Annotated in this window: 21 protein-coding genes and 1 other RNA gene; 11 read left to right on the top strand and 11 right to left on the bottom strand. The window is 57.5% G+C overall.

The window, feature by feature from the left end; all coding sequences use genetic code 11:
* Complete coding sequence (locus tag C1J02_RS11815) at positions 1-894, top strand: fructose bisphosphate aldolase (RefSeq protein ID WP_114878760.1); 894 nt, start codon at positions 1-3, stop codon at positions 892-894.
* Here the strand turns inward: C1J02_RS11815 and C1J02_RS11810 are convergent.
* The 10 genes from C1J02_RS11810 to C1J02_RS11765 all read right to left on the bottom strand — a co-directional run bounded on the left by C1J02_RS11810 (position 873) and on the right by C1J02_RS11765 (position 7,528).
* A complete protein-coding gene (locus tag C1J02_RS11810) occupies positions 873-1,175 on the bottom strand; it encodes an N-(5'-phosphoribosyl)anthranilate isomerase (RefSeq protein WP_368073756.1) in 303 nt (100 codons plus the stop codon). The genes C1J02_RS11815 and C1J02_RS11810 overlap by 22 nt on opposite strands.
* Positions 1,176-1,193: 18 nt before the next feature.
* Positions 1,194-1,418 carry a ribbon-helix-helix domain-containing protein gene (locus C1J02_RS11805; RefSeq protein ID WP_114878759.1) on the bottom strand — a complete coding sequence of 75 codons (225 nt, stop codon included), beginning with the start codon at positions 1,416-1,418 and terminating at the stop codon, positions 1,194-1,196.
* On the bottom strand, positions 1,415-1,591 hold the full coding sequence (locus tag C1J02_RS11800) for a DUF4169 family protein (RefSeq protein ID WP_114878758.1): 177 nt from the start codon (positions 1,589-1,591) through the stop codon (positions 1,415-1,417). The genes C1J02_RS11805 and C1J02_RS11800 overlap by 4 nt, the downstream gene beginning before the upstream one ends.
* Positions 1,588-2,979 carry a class II fumarate hydratase gene (gene fumC / locus C1J02_RS11795; protein WP_114878757.1) on the bottom strand — a complete coding sequence of 464 codons (1,392 nt, stop codon included), beginning with the start codon at positions 2,977-2,979 and terminating at the stop codon, positions 1,588-1,590. Before fumC ends, C1J02_RS11800 begins: the two co-directional genes overlap by 4 nt.
* A gap of 92 nt (positions 2,980-3,071) precedes the next feature.
* Complete coding sequence (locus tag C1J02_RS11790) at positions 3,072-3,563, bottom strand: SspB family protein (protein WP_114880532.1); 492 nt, start codon at positions 3,561-3,563, stop codon at positions 3,072-3,074.
* Positions 3,564-3,629: 66 nt separating this feature from the next.
* A complete protein-coding gene (gene chrA, locus C1J02_RS11785) occupies positions 3,630-4,880 on the bottom strand; it encodes a chromate efflux transporter (protein WP_114878756.1) in 1,251 nt (416 codons plus the stop codon).
* Positions 4,877-5,692, bottom strand: coding sequence for a sulfurtransferase/chromate resistance protein (locus tag C1J02_RS11780; protein WP_114880531.1), 816 nt, complete (start codon positions 5,690-5,692; stop codon positions 4,877-4,879). Before C1J02_RS11780 ends, chrA begins: the two co-directional genes overlap by 4 nt.
* 114 nt (positions 5,693-5,806) lie before the next feature.
* Positions 5,807-6,346, bottom strand: a complete 540-nt coding sequence (locus C1J02_RS11775) for a CIA30 family protein (RefSeq protein ID WP_368073755.1) — start codon at positions 6,344-6,346, stop codon at positions 5,807-5,809.
* Positions 6,347-6,397: 51 nt separating this feature from the next.
* Positions 6,398-6,744, bottom strand: a transfer-messenger RNA (tmRNA) gene (ssrA, locus tag C1J02_RS11770).
* Positions 6,745-6,766: 22 nt separating this feature from the next.
* Entirely contained in the window at positions 6,767-7,528 is a 762-nt protein-coding gene (locus C1J02_RS11765; protein ID WP_114878754.1) for a FadR/GntR family transcriptional regulator, read from the bottom strand.
* A gap of 77 nt (positions 7,529-7,605) precedes the next feature.
* Here C1J02_RS11765 and C1J02_RS11760 point away from each other — a divergent pair, with 77 nt between their 5' ends.
* The 9 genes from C1J02_RS11760 to C1J02_RS11720 all read left to right on the top strand — a co-directional run bounded on the left by C1J02_RS11760 (position 7,606) and on the right by C1J02_RS11720 (position 16,491).
* Positions 7,606-8,394 (top strand): DUF2182 domain-containing protein, encoded by a 789-nt coding sequence (locus C1J02_RS11760; RefSeq protein WP_114878753.1) that lies wholly within the window; start codon positions 7,606-7,608, stop codon positions 8,392-8,394.
* Between the two features lies 1 nt (position 8,395).
* On the top strand, positions 8,396-9,103 hold the full coding sequence (locus C1J02_RS11755) for a DUF1326 domain-containing protein (RefSeq protein WP_114878752.1): 708 nt from the start codon (positions 8,396-8,398) through the stop codon (positions 9,101-9,103).
* Positions 9,100-9,609: a DinB family protein gene (locus tag C1J02_RS11750; RefSeq protein WP_114878751.1), complete on the top strand. Its 510-nt coding sequence runs from the start codon at positions 9,100-9,102 to the stop codon at positions 9,607-9,609. Before C1J02_RS11755 ends, C1J02_RS11750 begins: the two co-directional genes overlap by 4 nt.
* Positions 9,609-10,712 (top strand): dimethylsulfoniopropionate demethylase, encoded by a 1,104-nt coding sequence (locus C1J02_RS11745; protein WP_114878750.1) that lies wholly within the window; start codon positions 9,609-9,611, stop codon positions 10,710-10,712. The genes C1J02_RS11750 and C1J02_RS11745 overlap by 1 nt, the downstream gene beginning before the upstream one ends.
* A 72-nt stretch (positions 10,713-10,784) precedes the next feature.
* On the top strand, positions 10,785-11,768 hold the full coding sequence (gene acuI, locus C1J02_RS11740) for an acryloyl-CoA reductase (RefSeq protein ID WP_114878749.1): 984 nt from the start codon (positions 10,785-10,787) through the stop codon (positions 11,766-11,768).
* Positions 11,761-12,249 (top strand): hypothetical protein, encoded by a 489-nt coding sequence (locus tag C1J02_RS11735; RefSeq protein ID WP_114878748.1) that lies wholly within the window; start codon positions 11,761-11,763, stop codon positions 12,247-12,249. Before acuI ends, C1J02_RS11735 begins: the two co-directional genes overlap by 8 nt.
* A gap of 47 nt (positions 12,250-12,296) precedes the next feature.
* Complete coding sequence (locus C1J02_RS11730; RefSeq protein WP_114880530.1) at positions 12,297-12,716, top strand: HIT family protein; 420 nt, start codon at positions 12,297-12,299, stop codon at positions 12,714-12,716.
* Between the two features lie 171 nt (positions 12,717-12,887).
* Positions 12,888-14,678: an SLC13 family permease gene (locus C1J02_RS11725; RefSeq protein ID WP_114878747.1), complete on the top strand. Its 1,791-nt coding sequence runs from the start codon at positions 12,888-12,890 to the stop codon at positions 14,676-14,678.
* 151 nt (positions 14,679-14,829) lie between these two features.
* Complete coding sequence (locus C1J02_RS11720) at positions 14,830-16,491, top strand: hypothetical protein (protein ID WP_114878746.1); 1,662 nt, start codon at positions 14,830-14,832, stop codon at positions 16,489-16,491.
* Between the two features lie 116 nt (positions 16,492-16,607).
* Here C1J02_RS11720 and C1J02_RS11715 read toward each other — a convergent pair whose 3' ends face one another.
* Positions 16,608-18,455, bottom strand: coding sequence for a BCCT family transporter (locus C1J02_RS11715; protein ID WP_114878745.1), 1,848 nt, complete (start codon positions 18,453-18,455; stop codon positions 16,608-16,610).
* Positions 18,456-19,014: 559 nt separating this feature from the next.
* On the opposite strand from C1J02_RS11715, the gene C1J02_RS11710 reads away from it, so the two are divergent.
* Entirely contained in the window at positions 19,015-20,238 is a 1,224-nt protein-coding gene (locus tag C1J02_RS11710) for an aminotransferase class V-fold PLP-dependent enzyme (RefSeq protein WP_114878744.1), read from the top strand.
* Positions 20,239-20,285: the final 47 nt, after the last annotated feature.

Below are 20,285 nucleotides of genomic sequence, written 5' to 3'. Positions count from 1 at the left end.
ATGGCGATCAACAATGCACAAAAAACGCAGATTGAAAGCGGTAAGGGATTTATTGCGGCCTTGGATCAATCGGGCGGTTCCACCCCCAAGGCGCTTGCCCTTTATGGTGTGCAGCCAAGTGACTATTCGGGCGATGCCGAAATGTTCCAGGCGATGCACGACATGCGGGCGCGGATCATTCTTGCGGATGATTTTACCAGCGCCAAGGTGATCGGTGCGATCCTGTTTGAACGCACGATGGACGATACCATCAACGGCAAACCGGTCGCGCAACTGTTGTGGGAAGACCGGGGCGTCGTGCCATTTTTGAAGATCGACAAGGGGCTGGAAGAGATCGCTGATGGCGTGCAGCTTCTCAAACCGATGCCAGAACTGGACAGCTTGTTGGCGCGTGCGGTTGCTGCAGGGATTTTTGGGACCAAGGAACGTTCGGTGATCCACGAGGCTGACGCAGGCGGCATTGACGCAGTTGTCGCGCAACAATTTGAAGTGGCAAAACAGGTTTGCAACGCAGGTTTGGTGCCGATTCTCGAACCTGAGGTGAACATCCATTCAAAGACCAAAGCGGCGGCAGAAGACCTGCTGCGCGATGCCCTTTTGAAGCATCTTGACCAATTGCCAGCGGGTGAGATGGTGATGCTCAAGCTCACCATTCCGGATGTTCCGGGGCAGTATGATGAAGTGGCCCAGCACGCGAATGTGCTGCGGGTTGTGGCATTGTCGGGTGGCTATTCGACGGATGAAGCTTCCGCCAAACTCAGCCAGAACAGCAGCATGATCGCAAGCTTTTCGCGTGCCTTGACCGAAGGGTTGAATGTGTCGATGTCCGATGCGGAGTTCAACGCGGCATTGAGTGGGAATATCAACAAGATCTATGCGGCGTCGGTGGCTTGAAGGGTCTCGGAATTTTCGAAAATTCCGATCCGGTCTTTTTCAAAAAAATCGTTTAGAGAATAATGCGTAACGGTTCTTGATTGCAAAAAAATTACCATTTGCCCAGCGTTTTCAATGGCATGATATCCGCGACGTGCAAGTTCGGTTTCAAAAGCGTTTCTGCCAACGTATTTTTCAATGTCTCGCAGCTTTCTGCGAACAATACCGCCTTCGCGGGCGGCCTTTGCACTGAAAACATGGATCATCCATGCGTCAGCAGAAAGAGGGGCTGGAATCGTCATACTCCAACCCTATCGCCATCAAGGTAAACGATCCTTTAATGTCTGCAGCACATAGAGCCTTATTGCAGAAGCCAGACCCATATCAACGCCGCGCGCCACATCAATTTCCGCCACCAACACATTGATTGGCATGTTTTTTTCAGCAGCGATTGCGCGGAATTCGTTCCAGAACTCATCCTCCAGCGACACCGAGGTGCGATGGCCTCGCAGTGTCACGGAATGTTTGACAGGCCGCGCGTTCATTTTTCGCGTTTGTGCGCCTCAAGGTTGCGCGCGATCAGTTCTGCGCGGGCTTTCAACGCTTCTTTTTGCGCTTTGGTCTGGCCAAAACCCACGGCATTTTCATCGGCGCGTGCCTTGCGTGAGGCGCGGTTGTGTTCTTTCTTGATCTTGTTCAGGTTCAGAGGAGCGCTCATTTTGGTCCAATCATATCTTCGGGCCGCACGACCCGATCAAAAGTTTCCGCATCGACAAACCCCAAAGCAATGGCTTCTTCTTTCAGGGTTGTGCCGTTCTTATGCGCGGTCTTGGCGACCTTGGTGGCATTATCATAGCCGATGGTGGGGGCCAGCGCGGTCACCAGCATCAGGCTTTCTTTCATCAACTTGTCGATCCGTTCGATGTTGGCCTTGGTGCCCACAACCATGTTGTCGGTAAAGCTGCTGGCGGCGTCACCAAGCAATTGCATCGACTGGATCACATTATAGCTCATCATTGGGTTATAGACGTTCAGTTCAAAATGGCCCTGAGATCCGGCAAAGCCCACAGCCGCGTCATTGCCCATCACATGCGCACAGACCATGGTCAGCGCCTCAGCCTGGGTGGGGTTCACTTTGCCCGGCATGATCGAGGATCCCGGCTCGTTCTCGGGCAAGATCAATTCGCCCAGACCGGAACGCGGGCCGGATCCCAGCAACCGCATGTCGTTGGCAATTTTGAACAAGGACGCGGCAACGGTTTTCAAGGCACCTGAAAACATCACCATGGCGTCATGGGCGGCCAGCGCCTCAAACTTGTTGGGGGCGGTGACAAAGGGCAGGCCGGTGATCGCGGCGATTTCATGTGCGACTTTTTCAGCAAAGCCTTTGCGGGTGTTCAACCCGGTGCCCACGGCAGTGCCCCCTTGGGCCAACTCATAGATATCCGGCAAACAGGCCTCGACCCGCGCGATTCCTTTGGCGACCTGATGCGCATAGCCGCCAAATTCCTGACCCAATGTCAGCGGTGTAGCATCTTGGGTATGGGTGCGGCCGATTTTGATGATGTCTTTGAATTCGTCAGATTTCTTCGCCAATGCGCCGTGCAATTTGCGCAGGCCCGGCAACAGCGTGTCACGCGCCACCATTGCGATGGCCACATGCATCGCGGTGGGGAATGTATCGTTTGATGATTGGCCCATGTTGCAGTGATCATTGGGGTGCACCGGCGTTTTGGAGCCCATCGTGCCGCCCATCATCTCAATCGCGCGGTTCGAGATCACCTCGTTGGCGTTCATGTTCGATTGGGTGCCAGACCCGGTCTGCCAGACAACAAGCGGAAAATTATCGTCAAACTTGCCGTCGATCACCTCTTGCGCGGCGGCCTGGATGGCGGGGGCCAGATCGGCGTCCAGATCGCCGAACCCCAGATTGACCTCGGCGCAGGCTTTCTTGATCACCCCCAGCGCGCGCACGATTGCGATCGGCTGGCGTTCCCACCCGATTGGGAAGTTCATGATCGAGCGTTGGGTCTGCGCGCCCCAGTATTTGTCGGAAGGAACCTCAAGGGGGCCAAAGCTGTCAGTTTCTGTGCGGGTATCGGCCATGATGCGGCTCCTCGTCTGGCAAATGTGTCAAAAGCGGTGTAGCGCCCCGCGCCAGCCTGCGCAATCAGCCGATGGTGCCCATGCAGTTCAAATTATTTGCGAAAGGAATCAAGCGACACGATCTGGGCGTCCTTGACCGGCTCTTCTTCGACTTCAAGCTCATGTTCATGGACCTGCTTCAACTCGGTGCCCTTGTCGGATGTTTTTTCGGGCGCGTCGGAGTCAGTGTTGTCCTGTTCTTCAAAGCGCAGACCAAATTCCACTGACGGGTCCACAAATGTTCGGATTGCGTCATATGGGATATAAAGCGGCTCTGGCGCATCGCCGAAATTGAGGGTGACCGCAAACCCATCCTCGGTGATCTCAAGCTTGTCGTACCAATGTTGCATCACCACGGTCATTTCGCCGGGATAGCGATCAGACAGCCAATCGGCCAGTTCCGCATCCGGATGGGTGGTGTCAAAGGTGATGAAAAAGTGGTGATTTCCCGGCAAGCCCCGCTCGGCAACGTCAAGCAGAACCTTGCGGATCAAACCCCGCATGGCTTCGTGCATCAGGTTGCCATAGTCGATGTCGCGGCCCATGTTCATCTCCAGGTTGGCATAGAACATGATCAGCATACGACATTTGTGGCCGAGGGAAAGGGGGCTTTACGTGACCATTGCAATCCCAAGGGCGGCGATTGCCAGCACAGCCATGGTGGTGACAAATCCGCGTTTTGCAACCAGCATCAGCAGGGCTGCGGCAAGCGTGAAAACGGCGGCCAGGGCATTAAAGCTTCCCAAATCAGGGCCGGGCAGGGCCAGCCACACCTCAGGGGTCACACGGTCAAATATCACATGCAGTGCGAACCAGACTGACAGGTTTGCAATAACCCCGACAACGGCCGCGGTGATGGCACGCAAGGCCCCTGCAAGTCGCGGCTGGGCTGAGATGCGTTCCAGATAGGGACCAGCAAGAAAAATCCATAAAAAGCAGGGGGTGAATGTCACCCAAAGCGCCACAAGCCCCGCCGCAATCGCGCCCATCACACCTGATTGCGCAAAACCGGCCAGCAAAGCGACAAATTCAGTGACAAGGATCAATGGCCCCGGCGTGGTTTCGGCCAGACCAAGTGCGTCAATCATCTGATCCGTGCTGATCCAGCCATAATCCTGCACCACGGTCTGCGTCATATAGGCCAAGACGGCGTAGGCCCCGCCAAAGGTCACAATTGCCAGTTTGGAAAAGAACAAGCCCAGTTGCAGCAAGAAGTCGTTGTCCATGGCCCAGAGCACCGCCAAAGGGGCGGCCCAAAGCCCCCCCCAAATGGCAATGGTGCGCGGTGCATGGCCTGCCTGGAGGGGTAGGGTGTCCACTTCCGGCGGTGCGACGTTGTGGTAAAACATGCCCCAAAGGGCCGCTGCCAGGATGATCAGGGGAAAGGGCAGGCCAACGACAAAAAGTGCCAGGAATGACAGGATGGCCAAGGTCCAGCCCTGGGCACCATGCAACGCCTTTTTCGCGACTTTGCGCAGCGCCTGAAAGACTACAACGATGACGGCTGCCTTGATGCCCAGAAATGCCGCTTGAACCAGTGGCAATTGTCCAAAATAGGCATATCCCAGCGCCAGAACCGCAATCACCAAGGCACCGGGAACCACGAACAGCAGGCCCGCCAGCAGCCCCCCCGGCACGCCGCGCATGCGCCAGCCCGCATAGGTGGCAAGCTGCATCGCCTCTGGTCCGGGCAACAGCATGCACAGGCTCAGCGCGCGCAGATACGCGGCCTCGCTGAGCCAGGGTCGTTCTTCCACCAATTCACGGTGCATCAGGGCGATTTGAGCGGCGGGACCGCCAAATGAAAAAAGACCAATACGGCCATAGACCCGCGCCATGTCCGGCCAGCTTGGTACGCTCATGATTTGCGATCCGCAGGCCAGTCGTGCCGTTCATCGGCCCCATCACGCGCCCAGCGGTACAGCGCATCATAAAGCGTCATACCGGCCTCAAGCTGTTCCAGATCATCGCGGTACTGGCGCGACAGGCCAACCGACAGGGCCAGTAAGCCCGCCGCTTGGGGGGACGTGTCATGGGTATCGGTATCGGCGGCGCGCACGACGGTTGCCAACCTGTCCAGCGCCTCTGTGTGCAGGGCAAATTCATCCAGCATCGTATCAAATGTGCACTTTGGGCCACGATGCGACCAAAACACATCCTCGACATCAAAGGGTGTCGCGCCATAGCGGTCTGCGACGCCCATGACCTCGGCGGGGGATACAAACAGGAACCGCGCATCGGGATCGACAAAGCGCCGGATCAACCATGGACAGGCGATGCGGTCAATCTTGGGGCGGTGCCGGGTCACCCAAAGGGTCGCACCCTCAACCGGGGCGGGCAGGGCGGCGGCGGGAATGCGCGGCGCGCCAGCGTGATCGCGCCAGCCATACATGCCCCCCGACAGATATTCCGCCCGCACCCCATCGGCGCGCAGCCACGCCACCAGTCCCTGGCTCAGCTTGATGCCCTTTTGACAGACAACGACACAAGGCCGCCCTTTCAGGCGCGCCTTTAGGCCTGGCAAATCCTTGTGCGGGTGGCGAAACGATCCGGGGATCAGAAACGGGTCTGCGTCAAAATCGGGATCAATTGAGATATCAACGATGACCGGCGCATCGGGGGTGCCGATCAGGCGCAACAATTGGGGAACAGTGATTTCATTTGGGGCAGCCATGGCATGCATCCTTTAAAGTTTTGGAAACATGCGAACCTCTGGCTGTCGCCTCACGGGGCGTTCGCGGTGATCCCCATGGCACCAGCATCGGTGAATTGGCGCTTAAGTCAAGCCTCAGCGGTAGAATCGGATCGCGGCGACGGCCACGTCGGCCTCAAATTCGCGACCGATGGCAACGATGCCAATGCGGCGCACTTCAGCGGGGTCAAAGGTGGCGTCGGTCTTGTGCGGGGTGATATCGCTGAACGGAATGCGGAGCGTTGTCCATTCAGGTGATGCGACAAATTCCGTGCGGAACGACTGCCAGGGCCGGGTCAGGGCGTCCGTGCGCAGACGCAGGTCATAGGCCTCTCCATTGCCAAAAACCTCTATCTCAAGCCCGGTGTGTTCAGAGGCGTCAAATCCGGTCCCATCCGACAAAAGATCAAACGCCATTTGAACAAAGCCGCCGTTGTTGTCGAGTGAGACGGCACCAGTAAGCCGGGTGGCGTTACGGCCCGCAACGTTTAGCGTACTAATCTGCCCGGTGGACACACCGCCCATCACGGTGTCGGCCACGAATTCCCAGTCAGGTTTGAGGTCCAAGGCGGTGTCCTTTGCGAATACAGGCGCGCCAATCGACAGAGTGGTGGCCAACAGAAGAGAGATAAACAATCTTATCATCCCCCAAATCTAGGGTGCACAGAGATCAAGGAAAGGTGTGAAAGTGCAGGTTTCTGTTGCCAGGTACCTGCGAACCCCGCCTTAGGTCGCTAAACGCAAGGACTTAATTTTCAGTCGTTAGTACCGCTTACGCGGCCATCGCAACTGGAGCACTATTGTTATTTGCAATTGTACTTTTTACGCCGATAACGGTGGCAGTCAGCCGAAACAAAGCAACATCTTTAGACGTTCGTCGATCCTATTTCGACCCCATGATCCCCAAATAAAGGATATTGGTGGAGTCGCCGGGTACCGCCCCCGGGTCCGAACCGCTTATTACATGCGCGTTTATGTCCATAGTCCCGAAGGACAAGATGAATATGGGGCAGAACCGGCAAAGTTTCAAGGGGCCGCTTATTTTCAAGGGGCCGCTTATGACGTGTCAGACGATGGGGCATGCACCGCAGCACTTGCCGCACGTTTGGCAAACACGTTTTGCGCCAGCGTTTGGGTCTCTCGCTCAAGTGCTTCAAGGCAATGGGCGCTGGCGTCACCGTCTTGCGCCTCAATTGCGTCGGCAATATCGGTGTGCAGTGCGATGATACGTGCGCGGTCGCGGGCGGTGAAGGTGATCATGTTCATCAATGGTTGCATGCCCTCAACCGCGCCGGCCAATTGGTAGCTCAGCACCGGATTGTCGGCACCGTCCACCAGCGCGCGATGAAACGCCACGTCTGAGGCACAAAACGCCTCATCCGTCAGGCCAGGCTGCGATTGCCGGTGAATTTCGGCGCGCATGGTTGCCAAATGATCGGCGGTACGCCGGGCCGCCGACATCGACGCGCAAGCGCGCTCTAGCGTATAGCGGGCCTCGCAGGCGGTGGCGAAACTGACCGCGTTCATCGAAATAAGGAGCGTTGAGGTGGTGATCTGCTGGGCCTGTGCCGCCTCAAAGCTGAGCCGCGCCACAAATGCGCCGCCTGTGGCCCCCCGCTGAGTGCGGATCAGTGATTGGGCCGCAAGCCGTTTCAGCGCCTCGCGCACGGTGGGGCGGGACACTTTGAATTGTTCGGCCAGTTCTGCCTCGGAGGGCAGGCGTTCATCAACAATCAGACGCCCTTCGACAATGGCATCACGGATCGCGCTGGCAATCTGTGCCGATAAATCGGCGGGATTGGTGGGGTCAATTTTCATATGTCTTACATTTAATGTTTGCCCGAAGTCTAAATGTCTGACATTAATTTCACAAGCGTGTTGAATCGGACAATTTCATGAACCCAGTTCTGCGATCTTCCCTTTGGCTGGCCTTTTTTGGGCTGGTGCTGGCGGCGTGGTGGATGATGTACGCCATGGCCATGCAGATGGACGTCGATCTGCTGGGACGTCCCGGTGAAATGGGTGAGGCGATGCGCGCCATGGACCCGCGCATGCCAATGTACATGCCGATGGCAAATTTCGGACCTTTGTTTGTGATGTGGGGCGCGATGATGGCGGCGATGATGTTGCCGACGTTGGTGCCCACGTTGCGCAGCTATGAGGACCTGATGATCAGTGCCAATGGCACGCGCGCCGGATGGCTAGGGGTGTTGCTTGGGTATTTTGCAATCTGGCTGTGCTTTGCGGCGCTGATCGCTGCGGTGCAACTGGCGCTGCTCTTTGCCGGGGTGATTGACATGCTGGGCATCGCGCGTTCCCGGTGGACTGCTGCGGCATTGTTGCTGGCGGTGGGCCTCTTTCAATTCACCCGCACAAAAGAGATTTGCCACGGCGTTTGCCATTCCCCGATGATGTATTTCATCGGCAACTGGCGCGCAGGATTTGCGGGCGGGTTGCGCATGGGCCTCGGCCTTGGGGTCTATTGCGCCTTGTGCTGCTGGGGTTTCATGGCGCTGGGATTTGCGGGCGGGGTGATGAACCTGGCCTGGATGGGGTTGGCCACGCTCTTTATGGTGGTGGAAAAACTGCCGCAGATTGGCCATCATGTAACAAAACCAATGGGTGTGATCCTGATCCTCGGCGCGTGCGTCGTAGCGGGCTGGCCCCTTATTTCAGGAGGATAAGATGCCACCAAAGAAAAGACCCGACGCGGATCGGCTGCCCATTTCACAGCGGATTGACCAGCGCATGCCGAACCCCAAGCGGCGACAATCGGCCCCGACAGAATGGGCGATCAAGGGCGAGCTTTTCCTGAACTGCTCGTGCACTGTGTTTTGCCCCTGCGTGGTGTCGCTGGGCGCGCATCCCCCGACCGAGGGGCATTGTCATGCCTGGATGGCCATTGCGATTGATGAGGGCCATTACGAAGGAGAGGACCTGAGCGGGCTGAACGTGGGCCTGCTGGTCGATATTCCCGGCCGTATGGGCGAGGGCAACTGGAAGGTCGCGGCATATGTCGATGAGCGCGCCAGTGGCAAAGCCTACAACGGCATCCTGCAGATATTTAGCGGTGCGGCAGGTGGCACCACCGGCCTCTTCACCATGCTGGTGTCCGAGATTATTGGGGCCGAACGCGCCCCGGTCGAAATCACCCGCGAAGGGAACAAGCGTTCCATCGCAATTGGCCGAAAAATTCAGGGTGAGATTGAAATGCTGGCAGGTAAAAGTCCCGATCATCCGGTGATGGTCAGCAACTCCAAATACTGGATGGGCCCCGATATCATTGCCGCCAAGGGCCTCAAAAGCCGGGTGCGCGATTATGGCCGGGTCTGGGCGTTTGACGGGTTGTCGGCAGAGATTTGCCCGATAGACTGGAAAGGCCCCAATCCATGATCGAGCCGGCCTATATTCGTACAATGGCGCGGTATAATACCTGGCAAAACAATCAGTTGATGAGCATTCTTAAGCTGATGCCTGAAGAAGAACTGATGTTGGATCGGGGGGCGTTCTTTGGGTCGATTATGAGCACGATCAATCATTTGCTGTGGGGGGATATGCTGTGGCTCAATCGATTTGATCCCACAACGGCCGCCCCTCAATGCGAACCTGCTGATGGCCACAAGATGTTTCCGACCATCGGCACCTGGAGCGCTGAGCGCTTTCGCACAGATGGTTTGATCAGGCTCTGGGCAGAGCGGGTCAAAGCGGTGCACCTGCACGGCGATCTGTCATGGTATTCAGGCGCGATGAAACAGGATTTTTCGCTGCCCCTTGCGATGTGCATCATGCAGTTTTTCAACCACCAGACCCACCACCGCGGTCAGGTCCACGCCATGCTGACAGCAACCGGGCGTGATGCCCCGGTCACTGATCTCGTTTTTATGCCAGAGGATATGTAATGGCACTCATTTCCCCGTCCCGCCGCCTGCGCCGGACACCTTTCTCCGATGGCGTTGAGGCGGCAGGAGTCAAAGCCTATACAACCTATAACCACATGTTGTTGCCCACGGTGTTCGAGAGTGTTGAGTTTGATTATCACCACCTCAAAAAAGCGGTTCAGGTGTGGGATGTCGCCTGTGAACGTCAGGTCGAGCTGCGCGGTCCGGATGCGGCCAAGCTGATGCAGATGCTGACCCCTCGTGATCTGCGTGGCATGTTGCCGGGGCGGTGTTTTTATGTGCCGATTGTCGATGAAACAGGCGGCATGCTCAATGATCCGGTCGCGGTAAAGCTCGCTGAGGATCGGTGGTGGATATCCATTGCAGACAGCGATCTGATGCTCTGGGTCAAAGGCATTGCCAACGGCTATCGGCTGGATGTGCTGGTCGATGAGCCCGATGTCAGCCCCTTGGGTGTGCAGGGTCCCAAAGCCGATGACCTGATGGCACGGGTGTTTGGCGACGCGGTGCGCGACATCAAATTCTTTCGGTTTGGCATGTTTGACTTTCAGGGCCGCCAGATGGTGGTGGCGCGGTCCGGCTATTCCAAACAAGGCGGGTTCGAGATCTATGTCGAGGGCAGCGATATTGGCATGCCGCTTTGGAATGCGCTGTTTGAGGCGGGCAAGGATCTGGATGTGCGGGCCGGGTGTCCCAATCTGATCGAACGGATCGAGGCCGGATTGCTGAGCTATGGCAACGACATGACGGACGACAACACCCCGCACGAATGCGGCTTGGGTCGGTTTTGCGACACCCAGACCGCGATTGGCTGTATTGGCCGCGATGCGCTGTTGCGCGTGGCCAAGGAAGGGCCAAACCAGCAGATCAGGCCGATTGAAATCGCAGGTGGCAAAGTGCCGGGTTGTGATCGGGCCTGGCCGGTTTTGGCAGATGGCAAGCCTGTGGGTCAGGTCAGCTCGGCGGCGTGGTCACCGGATTTTGATGTGAATGTGGCGATCGGGATGGTGCGGATGACCCATTGGGATGCCGGCACAAAACTTGAGGTGCATACGCCCGGCGGTGTTCGGGACGCGGTGGTGCGGGACAAATTCTGGCTCTGACGCGCGTTGCGACGTCGGATTTGTGTATTTTTGGAACAATGAAGCGGGGCGAAACCGCAAAAAGGAGATGACATGTTCAAGGCGTTGGTGGTGAACAAGGACGATGAGGGCAAGACACATGCGGGCGTGACCGAGATCAGCCTGGATCAATTGCCGCATGGAGACGTGACCGTTGCGGTTGAATATTCGACTGTGAATTACAAGGATGGGCTGTGCATTGGGCCGGGGGGCGGTCTGGTGCGCAATTATCCGCATGTGCCGGGCATTGATTTTGCGGGCACTGTCGAGGCATCTGAGGATGATCGCTATAACCCCGGTGACAAGGTTGTGCTGACCGGGTGGCGCGTTGGTGAGGCCCATTGGGGTGGATACAGCCAAAAGGCGCGGGTCAAGGCCGATTGGTTGGTGCCCCTGCCAGACGGGCTTGATACCCGTCAGGCGATGGCTGTTGGCACGGCAGGTTTCACCGCAATGCTGGCGGTGATGGCGCTTGAGGATCACGGGATCAAAAGCGGTCCGGTGCTGGTCTGTGGTGCTGCAGGCGGTGTGGGGTCTGTTGCCACCGCGATTTTGGCCAATCTGGGCCACGAGGTGGCAGGGGTGACCGGGCGGCCCGAGACAGCCGATTATCTGACATCGCTGGGGGCCACCCAGATTGTGGCACGCGAGGACCTGGCTGAAACCGTGAAGCGCCCGCTTGAGGGGGAAACATGGGGGGGCTGTGTTGATGCCGTGGGCGGTGCCATGCTGGCGCGGGTTTTGGGGCAGATGCAATATGGTGCCTCTGTTGCCGCTGTTGGTTTGGCTGGCGGTGCAGGGTTGCCTGCCACAGTGATCCCGTTCCTGCTGCGCGGTGTGAACTTGCTTGGCATCGACAGTGTTTTGCAGCCCTATGACAACCGGGTCCGCGCCTGGGCCAGAATTGCCAAGGATCTGCCGATGGACAAGCTTGAGGCGATGGTACAGCCCGCAACATTGAGCGACTTGCCGAAACTGGGGGCTGACATCCTGAAAGGCCAGGTCAAAGGCCGCGTGGTTGTCGATGTAAATGCCTGATGTAGCGCCCTGTGCTGTGCCGCCGGGCGCGCTGTTGCAGCGCTATGTGGGGCAGGCGGGGCATTACACCGATTGTTTTGAGACAAGGCTGCGCGATGATGTGACGTTGGATGCATTCATTTCGGCGTTCTACACCACATGGCTCTTTGGTCTTGAACGGGCGGTCCTGACCCTGGCGCTGCGCCGCCGGATCCATGACCGCGACGTTGCAGCGTTGGCATCGGGTGGCGCGGATCGGTTTGCCGCCTGGACGGTAGAATCACGTACACCTGATCAAATTCTGCTCTGCGACCTCAGGGGGGGCACGCGGTCTTATCTGGCTGTTGAGCCGCGCGCGGATGGGGGCACCCGGCTGCTTTTTGGGTCGGCTGTAGTGCCGTCCAAATCGGGCAAGCTGGGCTTTGGCGTAAAACTATTGATCCCGGTGCACCGGTTCTATTCAACCGCATTGCTGCGCGCCGCGTGTCGCAAATTGCCATGATGCCTTGAACCTCGTAAGACGACCGCGACACAACAGTGGAGGCCCCCATGAGCACCTATGACAATGACAACATCTTTGCCAAGATTTTGCGGGGGGAAATCCCCAGTTTCAAGGTCTATGAGGATGACGATACCTATTGCTTCATGGACATCATGCCGCGCAGCGATGGCCATTGTCTGGTGATCCCCAAAACACCTTGCCGCAATATCTTGGATGCGACTCCGGCACAATTGGCGGCCTGTATGGCGACGGTGAACAAGGTCGCCAATGCATGTATGATCGCGTTCGGTGCGGACGGGATCACCTTGCAGCAGTTCAACGAGGCCGCAGGCGGCCAAGAGGTGTTTCACCTGCATTTTCACATCCTGCCCCGGCACGATGGGCAACGGATGCGACCCGCCGGCACGATGGGTGATATGGATACCATCAAGGGGCATGCAGAGGCGATTGCAAAAGCCTTGGGCTGAATGCCTGATTTGCGAGAGATGCTTGCCAAGGGATGACCCAAATCATCAGCTCGATATTTTGGGGCACCAGCCTTGAAATATCGTCTGTGCAGTGCAGCTATTCGGTGTGGTGCGGCGATCAGATGACACTCATGGATCGGCCATTCGATAGAAAATTTTGGGGCTGTAGCAATGATTGATCTGTCTTCTTTCGGCCTCTCCGATGCTGTGGTGGCACTTGCCATCCTATGTCTCATGTTCGCGCTCTTTGTTTCAGAACGCTTTCCTACAGAGGTTGTGGCGATTGCAGGCGTGGCCGCGATGTTGATTTTCGACGTGCTTGCTTATGAAGACGCGCTGACCGCACTTTCAAACCCTGCGCCCTGGACCATCGGGGCGATGTTCATCATTGCCGGAGGGCTGGTGCGCACCGGGACGCTGGAATTGTTTACCCGGCTGGTCGAGGCGCGCGCCAGCACCAGTCCGGGAATTGCCATTGCCATGCTGCTGGCTTTTGCTGTGGTGGCGTCGGCGTTCATGAACAACACGCCTGTCGTGCTGGTGCTGATCCCGGTCTTTGTGCAGCTTGCCCGCAAGCTCAAGGTTTCCGCCAGCAAGCTGTTAATCCCGCTGTCTTACGCCTCCATCCTTGGGGGTACTCTGACGCTGATAGGCACCTCGACCAACCTGTTGGTTGACGGCGTGGCGCGCGCGCACGGTCTGCAACCATTCTCGATATTCGAAGTGACACCGCTGGCGGTGTTTCTTGTTGGTTGGGGCATGATCTATCTTCGGTTCGTCGCACCACGGCTGTTGCCCGACCGCGAAAGCATGGCGACACTCTTGTCTGACCACGAGAAGAAGAAGTTCTTTACCGAGGTCGCAATCCCCGATGACAGCACGCTGATCGGCGCAAATGTCACCGAGGTGGAGGCGTTTCAGCGCGAAGGTGTGAGGCTGGTTGACGTGCTGCGTGGCGATGTCTCGTTGCGGCGCGATCTGAAGGGGGTCACGATCCATGCGGGCGACCGCGTGGTGTTGCGCACCCCTATGGCAGAATTGCTGGGGCTGCAGGCGGATCCCAAGGTGCGACTGGTCGACACGCTGAGTTCGCGCAGGAGCACAACCGTCGAGGTGCTGATCACGCCGGGGGCCACGCTGGTGGGCAGGTCACTTGGCCAATCGCAGTTGCGCCGCAGATATGGTGTGTACCCGCTGGCGGTGCACCGGCGGAACAGGAACATCAGCGGCCAGCTTGATCAATTCGTTCTGCAGGTCGGGGATACGGTGCTTCTTGAGGGGGCACCGGAGGACATTAACCGCCTCGCGGATGATGCCGGTCTGGTGAACATCAACCAACCACTGGTGCGTGCCTATCGGCGCAGCCATGCGCCACTGGCCACCGCCGCATTGATTGGCATTGTTGCGTTGGCGGCTTTTGCGGTCGCACCGATCCTGTTTCTGGCGGTGATAGCGGTCGCCTTCGTATTTCTTACCCGGTGCATCGACGCTGACGAGGCTTTCTCATTTGTCGATGGCCGTCTGCTGGTGCTGATCTTTTCGATGCTCGCCGTTGGGGTTGGGCTCGAATCCTCTGGTGCCGTGGGGCTGGTGGTCAATGCAGCGGTGCCATACTTGCAGTCGATGCCACCGTTTCTGATCATCTGGTCGCTTTATCTGCTGACCTCGATCCTGACCGAGATGGTTTCCAACAACTCGGTCGCCGTGGTCATCACCCCGTTGGCGATCAGTCTTGCTGAAGCACTTGGACTAGATGCGCGACCGTTGATTGTTGCGGTGATGGTTGCGGCGTCTGCCAGTTTCGCGACACCCATTGGCTATCAGACCAACACGATGATCTATGGTCCGGGCGGCTATCGCTTTACCGATTTCATGCGGGTCGGCATCCCGCTGAGCCTGAGCGTGGGGCTTTTGGCGTCGACCCTCATTCCCTTCATCTGGCCACTTCAGGGTGTCCAATAGAGAAGCCGTGTTGGATCGAATGGCGATCGCGGTGATTGCCTGAGAGAACCGCAGACGACCAATCCAGACCTGCGAGCGAACATCCATTTCCGCGTCATGACAATTTGCGCGACTTGGGCTACCGTGGTCGCCAAGGGCGGAGGGAAATCCAATGGAATACTATGATGTCGACGTTTATGCGCGAAAGGTGACAACACATTCGCCCGAAGCGCAGCTTTGGTTCAATCGGGGGCTGGTGTGGTGCTACGCGTACTTTCACGACGAAGCGGTCACCTGTTTTCAGAATGCAATCAGCGCCGATCCCGGCTGTGCCATGGCGCATTGGGGTGTCGCCTATGCCATTGGTCCAAATTACAACATGCCGTGGGAACGGCGCGATACGGCGATGCGCCGGGAGTCGCTGGCAGCCGCCTATGACGCCACGCAGGCCGCCTTGGCTTTGGTCGATACAGTCAGCGCATCGGAACGCGCGCTGATTGAGGCATTGCCAGCCCGCTTTCCAAAACGGGAGCCTGAGAAGATAGAGGTCATGCGCGGCTGGAACGACGATTTTGCAGCGGCGATGCGGGGCGTTCACGAGGCATATCCCGAAGACCTTGATCTCAGGGCGATATTTGTCGAAGCGATCATTAACCGGACGCCTTGGAACATGTGGGATCAAACCACTGGCACCCCTGCGGAAAATGCAGGCACCCTCGAGGCGCAGGCGGTCTTGGAAAAGGCGCTGAACGACATGCCAGAGGCGATGGTCCATCCAGGCATTCTGCATCTTTATGTGCATCTGATGGAAATGTCGCCGTTTCCGGAAAAAGCGCTCAAGGCTGGTGATGCCCTGCGGGTCTTGGTACCGGACGCCGGGCACCTTATTCACATGGCATCGCATATCGACATTCAGTGCGGACACTACCGCGATGTTTTTTACTGGAATTGGCAGGCGACAAAGGTCGACAGGAAGGCGTTGGAGCGCCGGGGTGTCTATACGCTTTATACCGGGTATCGCATCCACAACTACCATTTTGCAGTTTACGGGGCGATGTTCCTTGGTCAATTCGAACCCGCCTGGAAGGCCGCACGGGAACTTGTTGAGATAACGCCGGAAGAGTTGCTGCGGGTTCCGTCACCCCCGTTCGCAGACTTTTTTGAAAGCTATATGGCGATCTGGGTTCATGTGCTGATCCGGTTTGGCCGATGGAAACAGATCATTGATGAGCCGTTGCCCGAGGACGGAAAGCTTTATGCCAACCTCACCGCGACGCTGCATTATGCAAAAGGCGTGGCGCATGCCGCGGGCGGCAATGTGGATGAGGCCGAGGCAGAAAAGCAACTTTTTATGGCTGCCCGCGACCGCATGCCAGAGGCGCGGCGCATGCACAATGTGCTGTGTCTTGATCAGCTTGCGGTGGCTGAGGCGATGCTGGATGGCGAAATCGAGTATCGGAAGCAAAACTATGACGTGGCGTTCGCCCGTCTGCGCGATGCCGTGGCGCTTGAGGATGCGCTGCCCTATGACGAGCCGTGGGGCTGGATGCAGCCCACCCGCCACGCTTTGGGAGCGTTGCTGCTTGAACAGGGGCGGGTTGATGAGGCCGAAGCGGTGTACCGCGAAGATCTGGGTTTGGGCGGCACCTTAAGCCGTGCGCAAACCCACCCCGACAACGTATGGAGCCTGCGCGGGCTGAACGACTGCCTGTCGGCCAAGGGCGGCGCGGACACACTGGAAGCCCGGCTGATTGCACAGCGTCTGGCGCTCGCGGAAAGCCGTGCGGATCGCACGGTGGGCGCGTCCTGTTTCTGCGCGCAGGCGGCTGAGTAACGGCGACCTTTCAATGTCAGGCTGGTATTGGGTCGCACTGTTTAGGACCTTCGCCCCTCACATAAAAAGCGGCACCCGTTTGCCCGGACGCCGCATTCTTTTCTTGGGATCAACGCTTACTCAGCAGGTTGTGCGCTTGCTGAGCCTTCGGGCTGGCCCGCACGGTCGCGACGACCGTCGTTATACATCGCCTTGATCAGTGAGATGACCATGCCCACCATCACGATGGTAAAGGGCAGGGCACCGATGATCATGGCGTTCTGCAGGGCCGAAAGACCACCACCGCCCGCCAGCAACAATGTCCCGATCACCAGCGTCAGGATCACACCCCAGATGATGCGGTGTTTGACACCTGTTTCCTCGGCACCGCCGGACATGATGGTGTTCATCACCAGGATGCCGGAGTCAGCGGAAGTCACAAGGAACGTCATGATCAGCACCACACACATCACGATCAGCGCCTGAAGCAAACCGCCCGAGATCATCTGTTCCAGCGTTACAAAGAGCTTCGCCGAATTAGATGCGCCAACGATGGCGGCCTTGGCTTCTTCGCTGTTCAAGGACAGATCAATTGCTGTGCCGCCCAGGATGGTCATCCATGCGAAACACACCAGCGCCGGTGCAATGACCGCGCCGAGCACGAATTCACGTACCGAACGGCCTTTGGAGATGCGCGCAAGGAACAAGCCCACAAAAGGCGAGAACGCGATCCACCATGCCCAATAGAACGTGGTCCAGCCCGCTTGCCACCCGAACAGACGGCCTTCTGTACCGGCGGCATAGGCAGCGGCAATGTCAGCCTCTGGCAAGGATTTTGCGGCTTCCGGCAAGCCTTCGGTAAAGCCTGCAAAGCTGCCCCATGGGTTTGTCGCCCCGGAATAGACCGAAGCGATGTCTTCGGCCCCAAGTGCCTGAACGGCGGCGGGGGCGTTGGCGGCAAATGCGCCTGCATCAACCGGGCTATAGGCAGAGAAGCTGATCGAGACAAAGTTGAGTATGTAGTCCACCAGCGCCGATGCATAGGTGGTCATGGCAAAGAGGAATGAGCCAAAGATCACAAACGTCAAAAGCAGGATCAGCGACAGCACCAGGTTGATGTTCGACAACCACTTAACGCCGCGTCCAACACCCGATACCGCAGACAGGATCGACAGCGCCATGATACAGGCAAGCGCCACAATCAGACCTGTTTTGGTGGCGGTTGGTGCGTCACCCGTTGTGTCCATCAACCAGCCTGCGCCAGTGATCGCATAAACGCCGTCAACCAGTTGGCTGACACCGAAACCGATGGTCACAGAAACACCAAGGATTGTGGCAACAACACCCAACACGTCGATCACGTGACCGAAAATCCCATTGGCAAATCTGCCAATCAGAGGCGTCAGTGCCGACCGAATCGTCAGCGGCATGCCGCGTGTATAGGCGTAATAGGCAAGGCTAAGGCCCGTCACCACATAGATCGCCCAGGCATGAAAGCCGTAGTGCGCAAAGGTGTAGCGGTACGCAGATTGCAACGCGTCCTCACTGTTGGGGGCCAGGTCAGAGGACAACAGAACGGGGTTCGATCCCCAAAGGCCGAGGGGTTCGGCGGTGGCGAATGTCATCAGACCGACACCCAAACCTGCACCAAACATCATCGAGAACCATGAAAAGTTGCTGAACTCGGGCTTTTGGCCCGGTGTACCCAGCACACGTCGGCCGGTGGAGGGGATGATCGCGACAACAAATAGAAAAAAGGCAAACATGCCGACCGCGAGAATATAGAAGGTATTAAAGCTCAAAAGCAGCGATGTGTTCACTGCGGAAAGCATTTCACCCGCATTCAGCGGGAAGACCAGCGCCCAAAGCACCAGCAAAACCATGCTGATCTTGGATATGAGCGCGATCGGAAGGCTGTAGCCATGATAGAAGCCGCCATCTTGTGTATTGATGTCGAGCTCCGTGAATGGAGGTTTAACTGACATTTTATTTAAGTCCCTGTTTTGTGGTCCGGTCGTTCTTTGCAACCAGATGTTGTTATCTTAGCACATTTTTGCACAAAAAATAAACACCCCGATGCGCACAGAACTCTTGGTGGATCGTCGTGTCCAAAGTGGTGTCAGGGTAAACTTTTCATCAGGTCAGTTTGGGTGGCAAACGACATCACGGGTGCGAAACCGACCTTAAACGACGATCTCGCATCGGATTAAGCAAGGGTCGAGGCTGTTTTCGATATGTCTGTTTGTGACGCGGCAATGTCCTTTTTTCGTGATCCGGAAGACCCGAGTGATGAGGCATTCACCAAGGTGAGCGGGGCAGGTACGGCGCTATCTTGACCAAGTTTGCGGCCCCGCAAAACCGGGTTGGTACCGACTGTGAGACCATCTGTAAGGGCCGTTCAGAATTGGCCCGCGTAAGGATGGCTTGATCGACGTTGTTGCCGCTGACACCACCAGGTCGCACCCTGCCGAGCAATGGGGCTGTCATGTCAAAATCAAACGCCCCGGCGCTTGCGTATCCCAGCCTTTGTCCTAAGTTGGCCCCATGACATTAGATACCGCATGGGTGCGCGCCCAATTTCCCGCATTTGCCGAACCTTCACTCAAGGGTCAGGCGTTTTTTGAAAACGCTGGTGGGTCCTATACCTGCAAGCAGGTTATTGATCGGCTGTTCCGGTTTTACACCCAACGCAAGGTTCAGCCCTACGGACCCTATGAACCCAGTGTGCTGGGGGGGCAGGAAATGGACGAAGCACGTGCCCGCATGGCGGCGATTTTGGGCGTTATTGGGGATGAGCTGAGCTTTGGGCCCTCGACCACGCAAAACACCTATGTTCTGGCACAGGCGTTTGGCCAGATGTTGGAACCCGGTGAGGCGATTGTGGTTACCAATCAGGATCACGAGGCCAACACTGGTCCATGGCGTCGGTTGGCGGATCGGGGCATTGAGATCCGCGAATGGTGCATTGACCCCGACACCGGGCATCTGGACACCGCAGACCTTGAAAATCTGCTGGATGAAAAGGTGCGTCTGGTGTGTTTTCCGCATTGCTCAAACGTCGTGGGGCAGGTGAACCCGGTGACAGAAATTACCGCGCTTTCCCATGCGGCCGGTGCATTTGTCTGCGTTGACGGCGTATCTTATGCGCCGCATGGTTTTGTCGATGTGGGGGCGCTGGGGCCGGATATCTACCTGTTTTCGGCCTATAAAACCTATGGGCCACATCAGGGGTTGATGGTCATCCGGCGCGCGCTTGCGGAACTCTTGCCAAATCAGGGCCATGTTTTTAACGGCGGTTCGCTTTACAAGCGCTTTACGCCTGCCGGACCCGACCATGCACAGATTGCGGCCTGCGCGGGGATGGCAGATTACATTGACGCGGCCTATGCCCATCATGTCGGCGGCGATGCAGGCCCGGCGGCGCGTGGCGCTGCTGTCCATCATCTGATGCGCGCCCATGAAACCGAGTTGCTGCAACCGCTGCTTGACGGGGTGAAATCACGCAATTCAGTGCGCCTGATTGGCCCCTCTGAGGCAACGGACCGTGCGCCAACAGTTGCTCTGGCCCTGAACCGCCCCGGCGCAGATGTGGCCAAGGCGCTGGTGAAACATGGAATTATGGCAGGGGGCGGCGATTTTTACGCAGGCCGCGCGCTGAGCGCGATGGGCGTCGATGCGGCCAAGGGGGTTTTGCGCCTCAGTTTCACCCATTACACAACCCACGAAGAGGTCTATCAGCTTTTGACTGCCTTGGATGAAGTTTTGTGAAACCAATGCCTTGAATGATCCGCGTCTGCCCTAGATCGTAGCAAAAG

This window comes from Sulfitobacter sp. SK011 (assembly GCF_003352065.1).
Classification (GTDB): domain Bacteria; phylum Pseudomonadota; class Alphaproteobacteria; order Rhodobacterales; family Rhodobacteraceae; genus Sulfitobacter.
Note: the sequence above shows the minus strand (reverse complement) of the source record. Positions and strands in the feature narration are given on the sequence as shown.